We start from the raw sequence: 18879 nt of genomic DNA on the forward strand, positions 1-18879 counted from the left end.
AGTAAAGTGTCGCTATCTTTATTGATAATGATTATATGCTTTCTATTGCTTATGGTGATCGGGCTGCCGATCGCTTACAACTTAATCGTAACAACGTTAGTGTATACACTTGTAGCAGGTTTTGATCCTATCCAGATGGCGATCAAGATGTATGGTGGAATGAATAGCTTTTCCTTTTTGGCTGTTCCGTTCTTTGTATTGACCGGTCAGCTTATGCTCAGAGGAGGCTTGCTGGAATCTTTGATCAAATTTGTCAATGCCTGGTTTGGAAGATTTAAAGGAGCAATCGCGATCGTAACGATCGGAGCTTCCTTACTTATGGGGTCGATCGTCGGTCTGGCTGTAGCATCCGCTGCATCTCTGGGCGCATTCTTGATCCCAATGATGAAAAAAGAAGGCTATTCAGCGCCCTTTTCAGCAGCTGTAATGTCCTCCGCTTCCTTGTTGGGGCCTATCATGCCGCCAAGCGTATTGATGATCCTGTATTGTACGGCAGTAGGCAAAACCTCTATTACGGGAATCTTTATGGCAGCTGTAACACCGGCTATCTTAATAGCGGTCTTGCAGTGTGCAGTTGCGCATCGTGTGGCGAAAAAGAGGGATTATCCTTCTTATGGAAAGACTACATGGGCGGAGAAGGGGAGAGCGACCGGAAAAGCGATTCCGGCGCTGCTGCTTCCAGTGATCATCTTAGGCGGTATTTTCAGTGGAGTATTCTCTATCACAGAGGCATCCGGCGTGGCAGTTATTTACAGTGCGCTGCTTGCGTTCTTCGTAAATAGAAGTGTGAAATTAAAGGATATTCCGGATATGATCATTGAGGCTGCCTCTACATCTGGTCTGGTACTGATCTTGGCCGGAGCCGGTACGGCGATGGCGTGGGGTATAGCCAATGAACGAGTGATGGCTATGCTGAGCGCTCCGTTATCTTCCATGCCGACATGGTTGTTCTTATTGTTAGTAAATATCCTTATGCTTATCTGCGGTATGTTTATGGATGATTATGCGTCAACGGTAATCTTGGCGCCGATCATTTCCCCTATCGCATGGGCTATGGGCATCAATCCGTTACATATCGGCGTTGTATTTTGTGTAAACCTTGTAGTTGGTCTGGCAACTCCACCATTCGGCATTACTTTGTTTGTAACGAGTCCGGTGGCGGGATGTAAGCTGGAAGAAACTGTCCGGGAAGCTATACCGTTTCTTGCTGTGACTATCGGTGTGCTGCTTCTGATCACGTTTGTGCCGCAAGTAGCATTATGGCTGCCGAATTTACTGGGCTATACCGGATAATTGTATCTTAAATAGTAGAAGGGAGAAAAACTATGAAAAAAGGTGTGAGAATTATATTGGCGGCAACGCTTGTGCTGAGTATGACAGCAGGGGCTATGGGATGCGGCATGAAACGTACGAACAGCTCCGGTGGCACTGCAGGCGGCGGGGCGGCGGAAGAAGACATAAGCGGCAGCTATGTGATCCGTATTGCCTGTGAAAATTCAGAGACTTATCCTGCTACACTCGGGCTGCAGGTTATGAAGGAATATGTGGAAAAACAAACGGATGGTAATGTAGAAGTAAATATCTATGCAGGCGGACAGCTTGGTGGAGAAGAAGAGACGCTGGAGCAGGTATCACAGGGGTCTTTGGAAATGGCAGTTGCTTCTTTTGCGCCGGTTGTATCCTATGATCCGGAATTCGAAGTGATGGATATCCCGTTTGTATATAATACCTATAATGAAGCATGGATGGTATTGGACAGCCATATTGGAACAGATATGCTGAATTCTTTGAAGGATTACGGTATGATCGGTCTGGCATTTATGGAGAATGGTTTCCGTCAGGTGACAAGTAATAAATCTCCGGTTGCTGCTATGGGTGACTTGTCCGGCTTAAAGATCCGTACGATGCAGAATAATAACCACATCGGCTTCTTCCAGGCTATGGGCGCTAATCCTACGCCGGTCGCATTCTCCGAACTGTATATGGCACTGTCTCAGAATACAGTAGACGCGCAGGAGAACCCAATCGCCAATGTAACAGACAAAAAACTCTACGAAGTACAGAAGTATCTTTCACTGACAAACCATATTTACGATGCAATGCCATTGGTATGTAACCTGGACTTCTTTGAAAGCCTGCCCGGAAAATATCAGGGGATCGTGCAGACCGGCGCTGTTCTGGGAATGGAATACAGTCGTTTCTGCAATGCAGAAAGAGAGGATCTGATCTTAGAAGAACTAGAAGGCTATGGCATGGAAGTCAATGAAGTGGATGAGGCAGCACATGAAGAAATGAAATCTGTTGCACAGCCTGCAGCGATTGAGTCTGTTGCCAATGATATAGGGCAAGAGAAGGTAGATGCTTATCTGGCAGAGGTAGAAAAAGTGCTTGGGGAAATCAGTGATTATTAAGCAGGGAGAAGGTAGAATATGATCGAAGTATTAGATAAAATAGTCAGAGGGCTGTATAAAGTGTTAAAAGTCGCTTTGTGTGTGGTTTTGATCGCTATGGTCGGCATTCTTGCGGCACATGTTATCGCCCGCTATGTTTTGAATAGTTCCTTGACATGGTCAGAAGAACTTATGAAGATTTTGCTTGTATGGTTTGGACTTTTAAGCGTGTCTGTTCTTGCTGCAAGGAGAGAGCACGTATCGATCGTAGTGTTTAAGGATCATATGCCGAAAAAGGTATCTGCGGTTTTGACAAAACTGACACAGGTCATTACAGTACTTGTCTGTATCGTCGTGATCTATATAGGGATCCAGTATGTACTTACTGCGGGACACCGTCCGACTCCGGCTCTGCGGATGCCCTATGGCTACGCATATGCGGCTATCCCAGTTTCCTTTTTCTTCGTAACGATTTTTGAATTCCGTAATTTGATCGTAGACTTGACGGGAAAAGGAAATTATGCTGCTATCGATAAACCAAAAGAAGACCTGACAGGAGGCAAAGAGGTAACACTGGATTAGGAATCTTGTAGATCTGAAATTCAGTATGGATTTTAAGAGGGTGCTGTGTTGTTTCATGTACAGTACCCTCTTCTTTAATTAGGAGGAGAAGATGGTATTAAAAAAAGAAAAGGGTGGATGGATATATGAAGATCAGTGTCTGCATATGCAGTGTACCATACCTGCAGCTTGTGAAGTAAGCATGCTGCAGACACCGGATATACCTGAATTACGTGAGCAGGAGAAAATAGAACAGGAGATCCGCAGCCCCGGTTCTGGGAAAACATTGACGGAACTTGTCAAAGAAAAAAAAGCAAAAACAGTCAGCATTCTGGTGTCAGATGCCACTCGTGCTGTTCCTACGGCAAAACTGGCATTTGCGGTGGTGAAAGAATTACAAGAGAACCAGATTGCTTTGCAGGATATTACTTTTTTTGTGGCGATCGGAGTACATAGACCGGCTACAGAAGCAGAGTGTCAGGAAATCCTGGGGAAACTGCATGGAAAAGTGAAGATTGAAAACCATACGCCTTTTGATAAGGAAAACTTGTTGTATCTGGGGGATACCAAAAGAGGCACCCCTATTTATGTAAATCAAAGAGCCTATGAATGCGATCTGCATATCCAGATAGGAAAAGTGGAGCCTCATGAATTTGCAGGTTTTTCTGGAGGAAGGAAATCTGTTTTGCCAGGAATTGCCGGTGAGGAAACGATACAGATCAACCACAGACCGGAGATGATCCTGGATCCGAAAGCAGGGATAGGAATATTAGAGGGGAATCCTGTACATGAGGATATGCTGGAAGCTGCCGAAATGTTTCGGATTGATTTTTCCGTAAACTGTATTTTGAATAATACCCTGCAATTGTCCGCCGTCTATGCTGGTACTCTCAAAGAATGTCATGAACAGGCAGTGCAGTATGTGAAAGAAATATTGGGAGTCCCTTTCAAAAAGCCGGATATCTTCATAACCACACCGGGACTTCCTTTGGATATCGATTTTTATCAGGCAGTCAAAGCGCTCATCGCATTGACGGAAGTATTGGAAGAGAGTACGACGGTGATCTTGTACTGTGGATGTAAAGAAGGCATCAATTCGCCGGATATGCTTTCTGCATTCTGTTCTGACGAATCTTTGGAAAATGTGGTAGCCTATACAGAAGAACACTATAAGATACAGATGGATCATGTTCTTCTTCTTTCAAAAATATTAAGAAAACATGTCCGTATCTTTGTTGTATGTCCGAATATAAAGAAGGAAGATGTGGAAGAAATGTTTATGTTTCCTTTTGACAGTCTTCAGGAGGCGGTGGATGAGGCGATCCGCTCAAGCGAAAGAAAAGATCCGGATATCCTGATCTATCCAAGACCACAGACGGGTCTGCCTGAGAAAACAGACTAGGGGTATGTAGAAAAAAGAAGCGCGATGCAGGCGCTTCTTTTATACGATCAATTTATAACCCTAAATAGAATCCCTGATTGAGTATAGATTCTGTTTTTTGTAATACACGCTGCGATTCATCAAAGTTTTTCTGTGTCAAAGCAGTGATCAGATAGTTGGAAAGGCTAAGAGGCGCTGCGTAGGAATTTTTGTAAGTGAGGCTGGAGATAGAACAGGGAAGGATGATATCTCCGTAGTCCTGGACAGCGCTGTAATTATGGCTGGTGAATAGGATGATTTTTACTCCTTCATTTTTTAACCAGGAAAGGATGGTCGTACTTAGTTTAGAATAGCGCGGAAATAAGTAGGCGACGCAGACATCTCCTTCCTTGGCGCTTACGATTTCTTCTGGATAGAGCATACCGACGGACTGGATCAAGTGGACATTTTCCCGGATCTCACTTAAACGCGACGCCAGATAATAGGAGATAGAAAAGGAACTCCGCATGCCGAGTACGTATACATTAGGTGCTTTAGAAATGAGGTTGATAACAGCCTGCAGATCTTCATTTTTCTGTGTGGCTAATGTATGCTGTATATTGTGGATATCATTTTGAAAAGAAGCAGAAAGCAGTGTGTTGTCCGGATAAAACGTCTGACTGGACAAACGTTCTGGCAGCCCTACTTTTGTCTGAATGTTGTTCTGGATGTCTTTTTGCATTTCGCTATAGCCGGAATAGCCCAAAGTTCTGGAGAAACGGATAATGGTAGTTGTGCTGACATTAATCTTTTCCGCGAGTTCTTCCAATGTACAGAAAGCAATCGCATTTAAATTTTCAGTGAGATAATCTGCGATGATTTTTTGAGAACGTGTAAACATATTGTAATGAACGCTTAAATCTTGTAAGAAATTAGACATAATTTGTCCTCGCTTTCTGTAAAATGCTTTCTTTATATTTTAACATTGAAAAGATTGATGTGTCAATGCAGGCAAAATGCAGGCAAAATTTCAAAAAATCTGGAATATACGGAAAAATTCTGTTATGATTCTATTATAGAAAGCGGGGTGGATGAAGTATGCCATTGCCAAGTCAGGAAATACCTTTTGAGAGAACGTCCGCCAAGCAGAAGGTATACGAGACTGTGAAAGACTGGATCATTGAAAGGCAGTTTAAGCCGGGAGAAAAAGTTTCGGACGTAGAGATCGCAGAATATTTTAATATAAGCAGGACTCCCGTGCGGGAAGCATTACAGCTTCTGGAGGCGCAAAAGCTGGTGAGATCTTATCCTGGGAAGGCGACGATTGTTACGGAGATCGAGACGGAAAATATAGAAAAATGGTATTTGCCTATGGCCACACTGCAGCAGCTTGCGATAAAATTAGCAGTGGAAAGAATTACTCCAATGCATATTGACCGGCTTAAACTGCTGAGTGAAATATTTATAGAAAGCGTAAAAGAACAAAATAAGCCAATGCCTATATTGCGGGCGGATAAAGAATTCCACAGTTGTATTCTGGAGGCAGCAGAAAATGAATATATCATGGATTTCTGTAATGTACTTTGGATACACATACAGAGACTGGAATATGGCTTTTTCAGAGATACGCCATTAGAAGATTCGATCAGAGAACATGAGCGGATGATCCGTGCGCTGGAAATGAAAGACGAATACTCGGCATCTGTTCTTGTGAAGGAGCATTGGGACAGATCAGCGCTTTTAATCCAGAGACTGTATAAAAAATAAAAGACCGAAAGAAAGCAGCTGTTTGAGAAAGAGGAACAGCCAAGAAACGCTTCGGCATAGAAAAGCCGGAGCGTTTCTTTTTTTATAGTTGCTCCTGTTTTGCAATGCCAGACATTGACTTTTGTATGCAAAAAAAGTATGATTAAATATGTATATTTGTAGAAAACAAGGAGGCATGTGCCTTGCGGATAAACGGGGATTGCCCGATAATGTGTATATAATGAATAAAGAAGAAAAGGGATCATAGATGAAGAAACACGGAAAAAAGAGCGTTTATATCAGTACGTCAATCATTGTGCTTCTGCTCTCTATATTTATTATGACGGAGATCATTACGCATGTGACTGCCACAAAGGCAGATACAACAGAGGGAATTGAAATTATTAAAAAGGCGGAATCTGCGGATATCAAGACGATCGAGACGAAGATCGCGCAGATAGAAGCAAAGGAGAGCGGAGAGGAAGATACAAGAAGCCCTAAAGAAATCTTTTCCAGTGCGGTTGTCATGGGAGATTCGATCGCAGAAGGCTTCACAGAGTACGATATATTAAATGCCTCCAGTGTAGTTTCTAAGATCGGCGTGGAATTAGATGAACTGGACGAGCAGATAGACCAGGTGGCAAAATTGAATCCACAGGTTATTTTTTTGGCCTATGGGATGAATGATATCATTGCTACACAAGGTGATACAAAAGAGTTTATAAAACAGTATACAGATCTGCTTGGAAAGCTGGAAAAAAAATTGCCGGATACAAAAATCTTTGTAAATTCTATCTTTCCGGTACAGAAGCAGGAGATTGAAAGAGAACCGGCATTTAAGGATCTGGAAAAATACAATGAAGCACTGTCTGATCTGTGCGATGAAAAGCAGCTGGCGTATATAGATAATACAACTTTAGCAGCAGATCAATATTATGAAGAAGATGGCGTGCATTTTACGCCGGAATTCTATCCTATCTGGGCTTCCCATATGGCGGAGGTGGCATCCTTATGAGTAAAAACAGACCAGGCATTTATGAGATTATGAAATATGTTGTACTGGCAGTCATCATAATTTATATTGTTCTGCTTATGCTGTATACAAGCGGCAGTAATCAGCCTTTTGAGAAGGTGGCTGCGGAGGTGGAACGATCTTTGGATACATCTAATCTTGTGCAGATGGATGGGCAGGCATTAAAGCGGTATTATGGATTGAACAGCGCGGATTACGAGGGGGTTCTTTTCTATTCGTCAGAATCTGCTATGTCTGCGGAGGAGGTACTCATAGTAAAAGTGAAAGAGGACAAGCAGGTGCAGGAAGTGTCAGCTGCGATAGATGAATATATTGAAACAAAGAAAAATGAGTTTGAAGGGTATGTGCCGGAAGAAGTAAAGCTTCTGGAAGATGCGCAGCGTGGCGTGAGGGGAAAATATGTTTTTATGGCTGTTGCCCCTAAGGCACAAAAGTACAAAGAAGTGTTTGACAAGAGCCTATAAATAACAGGGAGGAAACAGTGGATGTTATTCAGCAGTATTACGTTTTTGTTTATGTTTCTGCCTATAACGATGGTAGTTTATTATATTGTTCCCCAAAAATTTAAAAATATTGTTATGCTCCTTGCGAGTATCTTTTTTTATGCATGGGGAGAGCCGGTATATATTATCTTGATGCTGCTTTCTATCCTGCTGAACTATTTCTGCGGACAGGATATAGACGCAAAGCGGGAGGATGAAAGGAAAGCAAAACGCAGTCTTATCTTTGCGGTAGTGATCAATCTGCTGCTGTTGGGCTTCTTTAAGTACTATGGTTTTTTGATGGACAGTATCAACACAGTACTTTCAGCGGACATACCATATCGGGAACTTCCGCTTCCGATCGGAATATCCTTTTACACATTTCAGGCATTATCCTATATTGCAGATGTATATTGGGGAAAAGTAAAACCGCAGAAAAATATTTTATATTTTGCGCTTTATATCAGTATGTTTCCGCAATTGATAGCGGGACCTATCGTTCGTTATATTGATATCGAACAGCAATTGGAAAAACGCGTCATATCAGGACGCAGGCTTGGGCAAGGCGCAGTTTGGTTCATACGCGGACTTGCCAAAAAAGTGATCCTTGCCAATACGATCGGACACATATTTGAAGAAATAGCAGCACAGCAGATCGGCAGTTTCAGTGTCGTGACCGCATGGGTTGGGTGTATATCCTATGCATTGCAGATTTATTTCGATTTCAGCGGATATTCGGATATGGCAGTGGGACTTGGAAAAATGTTCGGATTTGAGTTCCGCAGAAACTTTAACTATCCATACATTTCCAGAAGTATCACGGAGTTCTGGCGGCGATGGCATATTTCTTTAAGTACTTGGTTTAGAGAATATGTCTATATTCCACTTGGAGGAAACCGGTGCAGTACATCCCGTCATATTGCGAATCTTTTGATTGTGTGGATGCTGACCGGATTATGGCATGGAGCGGCATGGAATTTTTTGTTGTGGGGCTTATATTACGGTGTTTTATTGATTTTGGAAAAATATGTATGGGGCGAGGTCCTGGATCATCTTCCCAGTATAGCACGGCATATTTATGCAATGGTGCTGGTATTGGTAGGATGGGTATTTTTCTTTAGTCCAAGTTTGGGATATGCGTTCGAGTACCTGGGAGTTATGTTTGGCATCGGCGCCCCCGGCCTGCTCGATAGACAGGCAGGTTTTCTAGTGCTGACACACTGGCTGCTATATGTGGTGGCAGTGGCAGGATGTACAGCAGCGGGAATGCGGATACTGAACAGGTTTATCGGACTGTCACGCAATATGCGCGTCAGAAAGATTATGGCAGTAGCTGTTTATATAGGTATGTTTTTTATTTCTGTGTCATTTCTGGTGACAGATACATTTAATCCATTTTTATATTTTAGATTTTAGGTGAAACTATGGGTGAAAAGAATAGAAAGAAGAAAGGCAAAATTGAAAATTTGATAGGGACTATATTTATCCTGTGTCTGCTTCTTATCATGGTACTCAATATCCTGCTCCCTGACAAGGAGATGTCGGAGGAAGAGAACAGAATGCTGACAGAAAAGCCGAAGCTGGATTGGAGCAGTGTGACAGGCGGCAATTTTATGGAAAGCTATGAAAATTATCTGTCAGATCAATTTGTAGGCAGGAACGCATGGCGCAGTGTGAAGATCTTTTTGGACCGTCTGGGTGGAAGCAGGGAAGAAAATGGAGTGCTGATCGGAAGAAAGGGGCAGCTTCTGGAAAAAATAGAAGTACCGGACAAAGAGAATCTAAGCGCCAATATAGAGGCGATACAAGGCTTTATGCAGGCGTATCCAGATATTCCTGTATCTATGCTTCTTGTTCCGGATGCGGCAAATATTTTAAGCGATACAATACCGCCTCTTGCCGCGGTAGAAGATCAGACACAGCTTATCAATCAGGTGAGAAAAGAACTGGGAGAATCTGTAAATTGGGTAGATGCAGTTTCTGTATTGAATAAACATAAGTCGGAAAAGATTTATTATAAGACAGATCCGCACTGGACAGCGCTGGGAGCATTTTATACATTTCATGAGGCAGCAAAAGCGCTGGACATAGATGAGGATTTTGCAAGCGGATATGTGGCACATCCGGTGACGGACAGTTTCAACGGAACACTTGCTGCGAAAAGCGGTGTGAATCTGGATGTAAAAGAAACGATCGATATCTATGTTCCGAAAGATGAAGATAACGACGTCATTGTAAATTATGTAGACGAGCAGCGCAGAACAACGTCTATTTATGATTCTGCCAAGTTAAAGACAAGAGATAAATACGGGGTGTATTTAGGCGGGAATTCCTCGGTCATTGATATTAAGACAGTGTCATCCAGCAGCAGAAGGCTTTTGCTTGTAAAAGATTCTTTTGCAAATTGTTTTGTACAGTTTTTGACTCCCTATTTCAGAGAGATCATTTTGGTCGATCCCAGATATTATGGAGGTAATATACAAAATATCATGGAGAATTACCGTATAACAGATGTGATGTTCTTGTATAGCGGAAATACATTCTTTTCGGATAACAGTATAAGTGGAGTGTTTGCAAGTGAGTAACCAGATAAAAAAGGAATTTAGCAGAAAAACAGAGCCTGTCCGTCTGAATAAATATTTAAGCGAGGCCGGCGTATGTTCTAGACGTGAGGCGGACAAACTGATAGAAAGCGGCCGGGTGAGCGTGGACGGGAAACGCGCGCTTACCGGTATGAAGATCGTTCCGGGACAGAGAGTGAAAGTGGGAAATAAAATTGTCTCCCGGCAGGATGAAATGGTGGTATTGGCAGTAAACAAGCCTGTAGGGATTGTATGTACGGAAGAAAGGAAAGAGCGCAGCAGTATTGTGCGCTTTTTGCATTATCCGGTACGTGTCACCTATATTGGAAGACTGGACAAAGACTCCAGAGGTCTGCTTCTTATGACAAATAATGGTGACATCATCAATAAAATCATGCGTGCGGGGAATTTTCATGAAAAAGAATATAAGGTGACGGTAGATAAAGAGATCACGCCGGAATTTTTAAAGAAGATGGCAGACGGCGTGCATATTTTAGATACAGTGACAAGGCCGTGCAAAATAAAACAGATAGGAAAGTATACGTTTTCCATCGTGCTGACACAGGGGTTGAACAGGCAGATCCGGCGTATGTGTGAAGCCTTAGGATATAAGGTGAAAGATCTGTTGCGAGTGCGGGTCATGAATATCTGCCTGGGAAGTTTAAAAGAGGGAGAATACAGAAAGCTGACGGATCAGGAACTAGACGGATTGTATGAACTGATAAAAGATTCCTCAAACGAACCCATACGATATATATGATCAAAGATACAGAGAAAAAAGGAAAGCTTGCTGGAGGGATATTGTGGATAAGAAAAAGACAAGGATGCTTGAACTGGTGGAATTGCTCAATAGGGCGCGCCGTGCTTATGAACAGGAAAATACAGAGATCATGAGCAACTTAGAATATGATAGGTTATATGATGAATTAACCGTACTGGAAAAAGAGCTGGGAACGGTGCTTTCTTCCAGCCCTACTATCCATGTAGGGTATGAGGTGTTAAGCGAGCTGCCGAAGGAACGGCATGAGCGTCCGATGCTGTCTCTGGATAAGACGAAAGAAGTTCCTGAGTTAGGCGCGTTTTTAGGCGGGCATAAGGGAATGATCTCCTGGAAATTGGATGGACTTACGATCGTGCTTACGTATCGCCAGGGAAGTCTTGCAAAAGCGGTGACAAGAGGGAACGGGGAAGTGGGAGAAGTAATCACGAATAATGCGAAGGTATTCGCGAATCTTCCGTTTAAGATCCCCTATAAAGGTGAACTTGTTCTTCGAGGCGAGGCGGTGATCAGTTATCGGGATTTTGAAAAGATCAATGCAGAGATTGAAGATGTAGATGCAAAATATAAGAATCCAAGAAATTTATGCAGCGGCTCAGTACGGCAGTTAAATAATGAGATCACTGCAAAGAGAAATGTTCAATTTTATGCATTTAGCCTTGTGCGGGCGGAAGATATCGATTTTAAAAACTCCAGGATTTATCAGATGGAATGGCTGAAAGAGCAGGGGTTCTCTGTCGTGGAAAATCATCCTGTGTCAAGCAGTACTGTGGCAGAAGAAGTGGCATGGTTTGAAAGTCATATCAAAGAAAATGCAATACCATCAGACGGCCTTGTGCTTACCTATGATGATATTGCCTATGGGCAGAGTCTTGGTACAACTGCTAAATTTCCAAGAGACTCGATCGCATTTAAATGGGCAGATGAGACCAGAGAGACTGTCCTACAGGAGATAGAATGGAGCCCGTCGCGTACAGGCCTTTTGAATCCGGTCGCTGTTTTTGAGCCGGTAGAGCTGGAAGGAACGACGGTCAGTCGTGCTAGTGTGCATAATATCAGTATTATGGAGGAACTGGCATTGGGCGTTGGAGATAAGATCCGGGTGTACAAGGCGAATATGATCATCCCGCAGATCGCGGAGAATTTAACACGCAGCGGAGTGAAGGATATACCGCAAGCCTGTCCGGTGTGCGGCGGTGAAACGAAGATATCCATGGAGAATGAGACGAAATCTCTTTATTGTACCAATCCGAAATGCCAGGCAAAGCATGTGAAGTCTTTCGTGCTGTTCGTAAGCAGGGACGCAATGAATATCGAAGGATTGTCTCAGGCCACGCTGGAGAAGTTTATCGCCCGGGGCTTTGTAAAAGATTTTACGGATCTATTTCATCTGGAACGGTACGCAGAAGAGATCAAGCAAATGGAAGGATTCGGAGAAAAATCTTATGATAACCTAATGCGCAGTATAGAGCAGGCAAGACAGACGACGCTGCCGAAACTGTTATACAGCCTGGGGATCCCCAATATAGGACTGTCCAATGCAAAAATGATCTGTAGGGCATTTGACGAGCAGCCGGAACGCCTTATCAATGCATCGGAAGAAGAACTAAGTGCCATTTCCGGAATCGGCGGTGTGATCGCGCATGTGTTCGTAGAGTATTTTTTGGAAGAAGAAAACAGGGAACTGTTCAGGCGTCTGCTTGCAGAGGTTGAACTGCCGGAAATGAAAGAAGAGACAGAAAAGCAGATATTTGAAGATATGAATTTCGTGGTGACTGGCGCAGTTACACATTTTGCAAACCGCAGAGAGATAAAAGAATTGATTGAAAAAAAGGGAGGAAAAGTGACGGGTACGGTGACCTCTAAGACAAATTATCTGATCAACAATGATGTAGATTCTACATCTTCTAAAAATAAAAAAGCAAAAGATTTAGGGATCCCGGTCATTTCAGAGGAAGACTTTCTGAAAATGCTGGAAGAATAGAGCAGGGATGTCTGCAAAAAGCAGAGCGGGACGTTTAGAAAAAGTTCATTTGTCAACGTAAAGTATGTGTATTATAATGAGAGACAGGTTAGTATATACGAGGCAAGAAAGGGAAAGACAATGTCAGATAAAGATTTTATCATAATCGATGAGAAAGAAAAAGAAGAAGAAAAAAGTACGCCGGATACTGCGGCGGAGGATAAAGCAGAAGTAGTACAGACAGAAGAAAAGAAAGATGAAAAAAAAGAAGATGACTATGAAAAGATCTGTTTTATCTGTCACAGACCGGAGAGCGTGACAGGGAAGATGGTAGATCTTCCGAACAATATTACGGTATGTCCGGACTGTATGCAGAAAAGTTTTGATGCCATGACAAGCGGAGCGATAGATTTAAACCGCTTGATGAACATGCCGGGAATACAATTTCTGAATATGTCGGATCTGGAAAATACGATCCCAAAGAGCCAGAAGATCAAGAAGAAAAAGGAAAAGCCGAAAGAATATCATAAACTGGATATAAAAGATATTCCGGCGCCGCATAAGATCAAAGCTCGGCTGGACGAATATGTGGTAGGGCAGGAATATGCGAAAAAAGCGATGTCCGTAGCCGTATATAATCATTATAAGCGTGTGGCTACGGATACGATGGACGATATCGAGATAGAGAAATCCAATATGCTGATGATCGGACCTACAGGAAGTGGAAAGACCTATCTGGTTAAGACACTGGCAAAACTTCTGGATGTGCCGCTTGCGATCACAGATGCGACATCGCTTACCGAAGCAGGATACATAGGTGATGATATAGAGAGTGTTGTTTCTAAGCTTTTGGCTGCTGCGGATAACGATGTGGAAAAAGCAGAACAAGGAATTATTTTTATTGATGAGATTGATAAGATTGCTAAGAAAAGGAATTCGAGCCAAAGAGACGTCAGTGGAGAGTCCGTGCAGCAGGGTATGTTAAAGCTTTTAGAAGGAAGCGAAGTGGAAGTGCCGGTAGGTGCCAACAGTAAAAATGCCATGGTTCCTCTTACAACGGTAAATACGAAAAATATTTTATTTATCTGCGGCGGAGCATTTCCGGATCTGGAAGAGATCATAAAGGAACGTCTGTCCCAAAAGACTTCTATGGGATTTAATTCGGAGTTAAAAGATAAATTTGAACATGATAAAGAACTGTTGTCTAAAGTAACAGTGGAAGACTTGCGTAAGTTCGGGATGATACCGGAATTTATCGGACGTCTGCCTATTATTTTCACTTTAAAAGGGTTGGACAAGGATATGCTTGTAAAGATACTGAAAGAACCGAAAAACGCGATATTGAAACAGTACCAGAAGCTGCTTGCCCTTGATGAGGTAAACTTGAGATTTGACGACAGCGCGCTGGAGGCGATCGCGGAAAAGGCAATGGAAAAAGATACAGGAGCCCGTGCCTTGCGTGCGATCATCGAAGAATTTATGTTGGACATCATGTATGAGATCCCGAAAGATGACAGTATCGGACAGGTTACGATCACAAGAGAGTATATTGAAGGAACCGGGGGCCCGATCATTGAATTAAGAGGGCAGGAAGTTCCCAGATTAAGTTAAATATGAAGGTATGAGAAGAAACACTGTATCAGAACACTTCAGTCAATGACCTGCTTATCTGACACAGTGTTTCTTTGCTGTATTTTTGTATCCAAAGGAAGAAGCGAAAAAGGGAAAGGATAGCATATGGAAGTACAGGATATTTTAGAGCAGGTGAAAACGGGGGATATGTCGGTGGAGGAAGCGGCACAGTACCTGCGCAGAGCGCCTTTTGAAGAAATGGGATATGCAAAGTTGGATGTACACAGAAAACTGCGTTCGGGTTTTGCGGAGGTTATATTTTGCAGCGGCAAAGCAGATGAACATTTGCTCCATATTTATAAAAAGCTGTATGAAGAAGATGGCGAAGTTTTTGGAACTCGTGCGTCGAAAGAGCAGTATCAGCTAGTGAAAACCATACTTCCGGATATAGAGTATGATGAGATCTCCCATATTTTGAAGTTGGAGAAGAAAGGAAAAAAGCGTATCGGGAAGATCGCTGTCTGTACGGCAGGAACGGCAGATATTCCGGTGGCGGAAGAAGCGGCGCAGACGGCGGAGTATTTTGGAAGCCATGTGGAGAGGATCTATGATGTAGGTGTCAGTGGGATCCATCGTCTGATGTCCAGACTGGATGTGATACAGAGCGCGAATTGTGTGGTTGCAGTGGCAGGCATGGAAGGGGCGCTTGCCAGTGTGATGGGAGGTCTGGTGGATAAGCCTGTGATCGCGGTTCCTACTTCTGTAGGATATGGTGCAAATTTAAATGGTTTATCGGCACTGCTGACGATGATCAACTCCTGTGCCAATGGGATTGCAGTGGTAAATATTGATAATGGTTATGGAGCAGGCTATATTGCTACACAGATCAATAGATTGGGGGCAAAAAGATGAAACAGACATTATATCTGGAATGTTATACAGGAATCAGCGGAGACATGGTGGTGGCGGCGCTTCTGGATCTGGGGGCGGATGAAGCGGTGTTAGATAAAGTGCTTGCGAGCCTTCCCTTAGACGGATTTTCGACTCGTATCAGTCGGGTCAAAAGGGCTGGGATAGACGCCTGTGATTTTGCGGTTCTTTTAGATGAACAGCATGAAAATTATGATCACGATATGGAATATCTGTATGGAACACAGGAAGAACATATACATCCGGGGCATACACATACAGGACATATGCATACAGAGCATTCTCATGGCGAGCACGGCCATGCTCAACAGGGGCATGATCATGTACACAGAGGGTTAAAAGATATATTGGAAATCATCGATCACGCAGAAATGACGGAAGGAGCGAGGAAAAAAGCAATACGTATTTTCCATATTCTTGCTCAGGCAGAAGCGAAGGCACATGGGACCGACAAAGAACATGTGCATTTTCATGAAGTGGGAGCTGTAGACTCCATTGTAGATATCATAGCGGCAGCAGTATGTCTGGATAATCTGGGGATTGAGGAGACGATCCTGCCTGTGCTTTATGAGGGGACTGGCTTTATCCGGTGTCAGCATGGCTGGATGGCGATACCGGTTCCGGCAGTGGCGGCGACAGCAGAGGCATATGCTCTGCATCTTCATATTACGCAGAGAGAGGGAGAATTGGTAACACCGACAGGAGCAGCGATCGCGGCGGCTATCAAAACGACGGATAAACTGCCAGATACATTCTATATCAAAAAGACAGGGCTGGGAGCAGGAAAGAGAAACTATGCATATCCCAGTCTGCTGCGGGCGATGTTGATCGAGACAGATGAGGAAGAAAAGGCGGGAGAACGAGACAATATATATAAATTGGAGACAAATATAGACGATTGTACAGGGGAAGTCCTTGGATATGTGATGGAGAGATTGTTTGAAGCAGGGGCAAGAGACGTATACTATTCTCCAATCTATATGAAGAAGAACCGGCCGGCTTATCAATTGAGTGTTATCTGTACAGAGGAAAGGGTTTCGGCACTGGAAAAGATGATTTTTAAGGAGACAACGACGATCGGGATCAGACGGCAGAAAATAGAGCGCGCGGTACTTAAGCGGGAGATACAGACTGTGCAGACTTCTCTGGGGACAGCCAGGGTAAAAGTGTGCGGTATCGAGGACGGTGATCGTGTTTATCCTGAGTATGAAAGTGTCAGAGCATTGAGTCGACAGCATGATAAATCTTACCAGGAGGTCTATCAGATTATTGCGGAGGAATATAAGGAAAAGTTATATCCATCCGGGCACCTCGCAGCACATGACTTACAGGCGGGCATGCTCCGTACGATAAGGTATGATGAAAAGTGCGCGGCACTTTTTCAAAAAATGAAAGAATGTACGAAGAATGGTGTGGCGGTTGCATTTTCCGGTGGAGTGGACAGCAGTCTGCTTTTAAAGCTTGCCTGTGAAGCGGCAGATGAAGGACAGAAGGTTTATGCGATCACAGTACATTCCAGGCTGCACCCAGCGGAGGATCTGGAGACGGCGGCGAAGGTGGCAGAAGAAATAGGAGCTGTCCATAAAATTGTTTTTGTAGATGAATTGAAGGAAGCAGACATTTCTGACAATCCGAAAGAACGCTGTTATCTTTGTAAGAAATATATATTTCAAAAAATGATAAAAACGGCGGCAGAACTAGGAGTTAACTGTCTGGTAGAAGGAACCAATGAAGATGATCTGCATGTATACAGACCGGGAATACAGGCCATTAAGGAACTCGGGATTTTAAGCCCGCTGGCAGAATGTGGGATGACGAAGAAGGAAATAAGAGAGTTGGCACAGACTTATCAGATTTCTGTGGCAAAACGTCCATCCGGCCCTTGTCTGGCTACCCGTTTTCCTTATGGGACAAAACTGTCCTATGAGCGGATGGAACAAGCGGAACAAGGGGAACGTTTTTTGCGATCCCTAGGTTTTTCTACAGTCAGGCTGCGGGTTCATGGGAAACTTGCCAGAATAGAGGTAAAGGCGGCAGAATTAGGCGAGGTACTGAAAAGAAAAAAGGAGATCATACAATACTTAAAAGGACTCGGTTATGTATATATTTCGATCGATCTAGAAGGCTTTCGATCTGGCAGCATGGATGCAGATATAGAAGATGGAGAGAAAGATGAGACATAACAGACGGGAATTTTTTATCTGTGTAATTCCCTCTGTTCTTGCGTTTGCTCTATCAGGTGTCTATGCGATCGTAGATGGTTTTTTTGTAGGAAACAGCATTGGGGATGTGGGGCTTTCGACGATCAATATCGCCTATCCTGTTACGGCATTGCTGCAGGCAGCAGGCACAGGGATCGGGATGGGAGGCGCTGTCCAATATGCTATCCGGGCAGCGCAAGGAAAGCAAAAAGAGCAAAATGCGTACTTTAGCGGCACTTTAATTCTGCTTCTTATCAGCAGTTTAAGTATTATGTTATTGGCTTTTTTTGCCAGACGTCCAATCCTTATTTTATTGGGGGCGCAAGGAGAGGTGTTTGAACTGGGAGAAGAATATTTGTTTGTGATCAGTTTAGGCAGTATATTTCAGATATTTGGAACCGGTGTGGTGCCGTTGATCCGGAATATGGGCGGCTCTTTATATGCCATGGGGAGCATGGCAGCAGGATTTGCGGCAAATATCATATTGGATTATTTCTTTGTGTGGGTGTTCCCGTTTGGGATAAAAGGTGCAGCGGCAGCTACTGTGATCGGACAGGCAGTGACAGCGGCAGGGGGAATGCTCTATTTTGTCTGGAAAAGGTGCCCCTTTCTCCTTCCGGATGTAAACAGGAAGAAGACAGTATATATGACAATTCTGAAAATTGCTGTGTCTCCTTTTGGCATTACATTTTCTCCCATGCTTACATTGATGTTGATGAACCGTTTTGCAATGCGGACAGGGGGGACAGAGGCGGTCGCATGTTATGCCTGTGTGGCATATGTGACAACGATCGTTTATATGCTGCTGCAAGGCGTAGGGGATGGGAGTCAGCCATTGATCAGCCAGTATTATGGACGGCAGGATAAGGAAAAAATGCGCCATGCGGGATCTATGGCTTATAGGATGGCTGCGGCCGTGGCAGCTGTAAGTGCCGTTGTCTTATATTTTGCGCGGAAAGTGGCAGGCAGTCTGTTTGGGGCTTCCTCTGCGGTAAATCAAGAAGTGGCAGAGGCGCTGCCGTTTTTTCTTGCAGGTTTTCTTTTTTTATCTTATACAAGGATCACCACATCTGTTTTTTATGCCAGTGAAAAGAGTATACAATCCTATATTTTGGTGTATGCAGAAGCGGTCTTTTTGTTTGTGTTTTTGCTGTTTTTGCCTGACAGGATGGGGATAAGCGGACTATGGAGTTCTGTTCTGGGCGCCCAGATAATGACGGCTATTCTTGCAAAGCTGCAAAATAGTTCTTTTGTAAAAAGGAAATGTATTGTAAGATAAAA

16 protein-coding genes and 1 pseudogene are annotated in these 18879 nt (G+C 43.5%); 16 read left to right on the forward strand and 1 reads right to left on the reverse strand.

What is annotated here, in order from left to right:
* Positions 1 to 6: 6 nt before the first annotated feature.
* The 4 genes from WKT01_RS04470 to larA all read left to right on the forward strand — a co-directional run bounded on the left by WKT01_RS04470 (position 7) and on the right by larA (position 4353).
* Positions 7 to 1293: a TRAP transporter large permease gene (locus tag WKT01_RS04470; RefSeq protein WP_340311526.1), complete on the forward strand. Its 1287-nt coding sequence runs from the start codon at positions 7 to 9 to the stop codon at positions 1291 to 1293.
* Between the two features lie 32 nt (positions 1294 to 1325).
* Complete coding sequence (locus WKT01_RS04475) at positions 1326 to 2411, forward strand: DctP family TRAP transporter solute-binding subunit (RefSeq protein ID WP_340311527.1); 1086 nt, start codon at positions 1326 to 1328, stop codon at positions 2409 to 2411.
* 18 nt (positions 2412 to 2429) lie between these two features.
* The gene (locus WKT01_RS04480; RefSeq protein WP_340311528.1) at positions 2430 to 2972 is read left to right on the forward strand and encodes a TRAP transporter small permease; all 543 of its coding nucleotides are present in this window, start codon (positions 2430 to 2432) and stop codon (positions 2970 to 2972) included.
* A 91-nt stretch (positions 2973 to 3063) separates the two neighbouring features.
* Positions 3064 to 4353, forward strand: a complete 1290-nt coding sequence (gene larA / locus WKT01_RS04485; RefSeq protein WP_340311529.1) for a nickel-dependent lactate racemase — start codon at positions 3064 to 3066, stop codon at positions 4351 to 4353.
* A gap of 52 nt (positions 4354 to 4405) precedes the next feature.
* On the opposite strand, the gene WKT01_RS04490 is transcribed toward larA, so the two are convergent.
* Complete coding sequence (locus WKT01_RS04490) at positions 4406 to 5251, reverse strand: MurR/RpiR family transcriptional regulator (protein WP_059068586.1); 846 nt, start codon at positions 5249 to 5251, stop codon at positions 4406 to 4408.
* 158 nt (positions 5252 to 5409) lie between these two features.
* Here WKT01_RS04490 and WKT01_RS04495 point away from each other — a divergent pair, with 158 nt between their 5' ends.
* The 12 genes and pseudogenes from WKT01_RS04495 (at position 5410) to WKT01_RS04550 (ending at position 18877) form a co-directional block, all read left to right on the forward strand.
* Positions 5410 to 6078 carry a GntR family transcriptional regulator gene (locus WKT01_RS04495; RefSeq protein ID WP_059068587.1) on the forward strand — a complete coding sequence of 223 codons (669 nt, stop codon included), beginning with the start codon at positions 5410 to 5412 and terminating at the stop codon, positions 6076 to 6078.
* Positions 6079 to 6325: 247 nt separating this feature from the next.
* A complete protein-coding gene (locus WKT01_RS04500) occupies positions 6326 to 7072 on the forward strand; it encodes a GDSL-type esterase/lipase family protein (protein WP_340311530.1) in 747 nt (248 codons plus the stop codon).
* Positions 7069 to 7554, forward strand: a complete 486-nt coding sequence (locus tag WKT01_RS04505; RefSeq protein WP_059068591.1) for a DUF4358 domain-containing protein — start codon at positions 7069 to 7071, stop codon at positions 7552 to 7554. Before WKT01_RS04500 ends, WKT01_RS04505 begins: the two co-directional genes overlap by 4 nt.
* A gap of 21 nt (positions 7555 to 7575) precedes the next feature.
* On the forward strand, positions 7576 to 8988 hold the full coding sequence (locus tag WKT01_RS04510) for an MBOAT family O-acyltransferase (protein WP_059068593.1): 1413 nt from the start codon (positions 7576 to 7578) through the stop codon (positions 8986 to 8988).
* An 8-nt stretch (positions 8989 to 8996) separates the two neighbouring features.
* Positions 8997 to 10157, forward strand: coding sequence for a DHHW family protein (locus WKT01_RS04515; protein ID WP_340311531.1), 1161 nt, complete (start codon positions 8997 to 8999; stop codon positions 10155 to 10157).
* Positions 10150 to 10914, forward strand: coding sequence for a pseudouridine synthase (locus tag WKT01_RS04520; protein ID WP_059068596.1), 765 nt, complete (start codon positions 10150 to 10152; stop codon positions 10912 to 10914). Before WKT01_RS04515 ends, WKT01_RS04520 begins: the two co-directional genes overlap by 8 nt.
* Before the next feature lie 43 nt (positions 10915 to 10957).
* Positions 10958 to 12916: an NAD-dependent DNA ligase LigA gene (gene ligA / locus WKT01_RS04525; RefSeq protein ID WP_059068601.1), complete on the forward strand. Its 1959-nt coding sequence runs from the start codon at positions 10958 to 10960 to the stop codon at positions 12914 to 12916.
* Positions 12917 to 13036: 120 nt separating this feature from the next.
* Positions 13037 to 14506 carry an ATP-dependent Clp protease ATP-binding subunit ClpX gene (clpX, locus tag WKT01_RS04530; protein ID WP_059068603.1) on the forward strand — a complete coding sequence of 490 codons (1470 nt, stop codon included), beginning with the start codon at positions 13037 to 13039 and terminating at the stop codon, positions 14504 to 14506.
* A gap of 126 nt (positions 14507 to 14632) precedes the next feature.
* Positions 14633 to 15379: a nickel pincer cofactor biosynthesis protein LarB gene (gene larB, locus WKT01_RS04535; protein WP_059068605.1), complete on the forward strand. Its 747-nt coding sequence runs from the start codon at positions 14633 to 14635 to the stop codon at positions 15377 to 15379.
* Positions 15376 to 16677, forward strand: a pseudogene (gene larC, locus WKT01_RS04540) (nickel pincer cofactor biosynthesis protein LarC); the annotation flags it as partial. The gene larB and the pseudogene larC, both read left to right, overlap by 4 nt.
* 57 nt (positions 16678 to 16734) lie before the next feature.
* Entirely contained in the window at positions 16735 to 17580 is an 846-nt protein-coding gene (gene larE, locus WKT01_RS04545) for an ATP-dependent sacrificial sulfur transferase LarE (protein WP_340311536.1), read from the forward strand.
* Positions 17570 to 18877: an MATE family efflux transporter gene (locus WKT01_RS04550; RefSeq protein ID WP_059068607.1), complete on the forward strand. Its 1308-nt coding sequence runs from the start codon at positions 17570 to 17572 to the stop codon at positions 18875 to 18877. Before larE ends, WKT01_RS04550 begins: the two co-directional genes overlap by 11 nt.
* Positions 18878 to 18879 lie beyond the last annotated feature (2 nt).

Origin of the sequence: Mediterraneibacter sp. ICN-202921, assembly GCF_037890075.1 — a bacterium.
Classification (GTDB): Bacteria; Bacillota; Clostridia; order Lachnospirales; family Lachnospiraceae; genus Mediterraneibacter; species Mediterraneibacter massiliensis.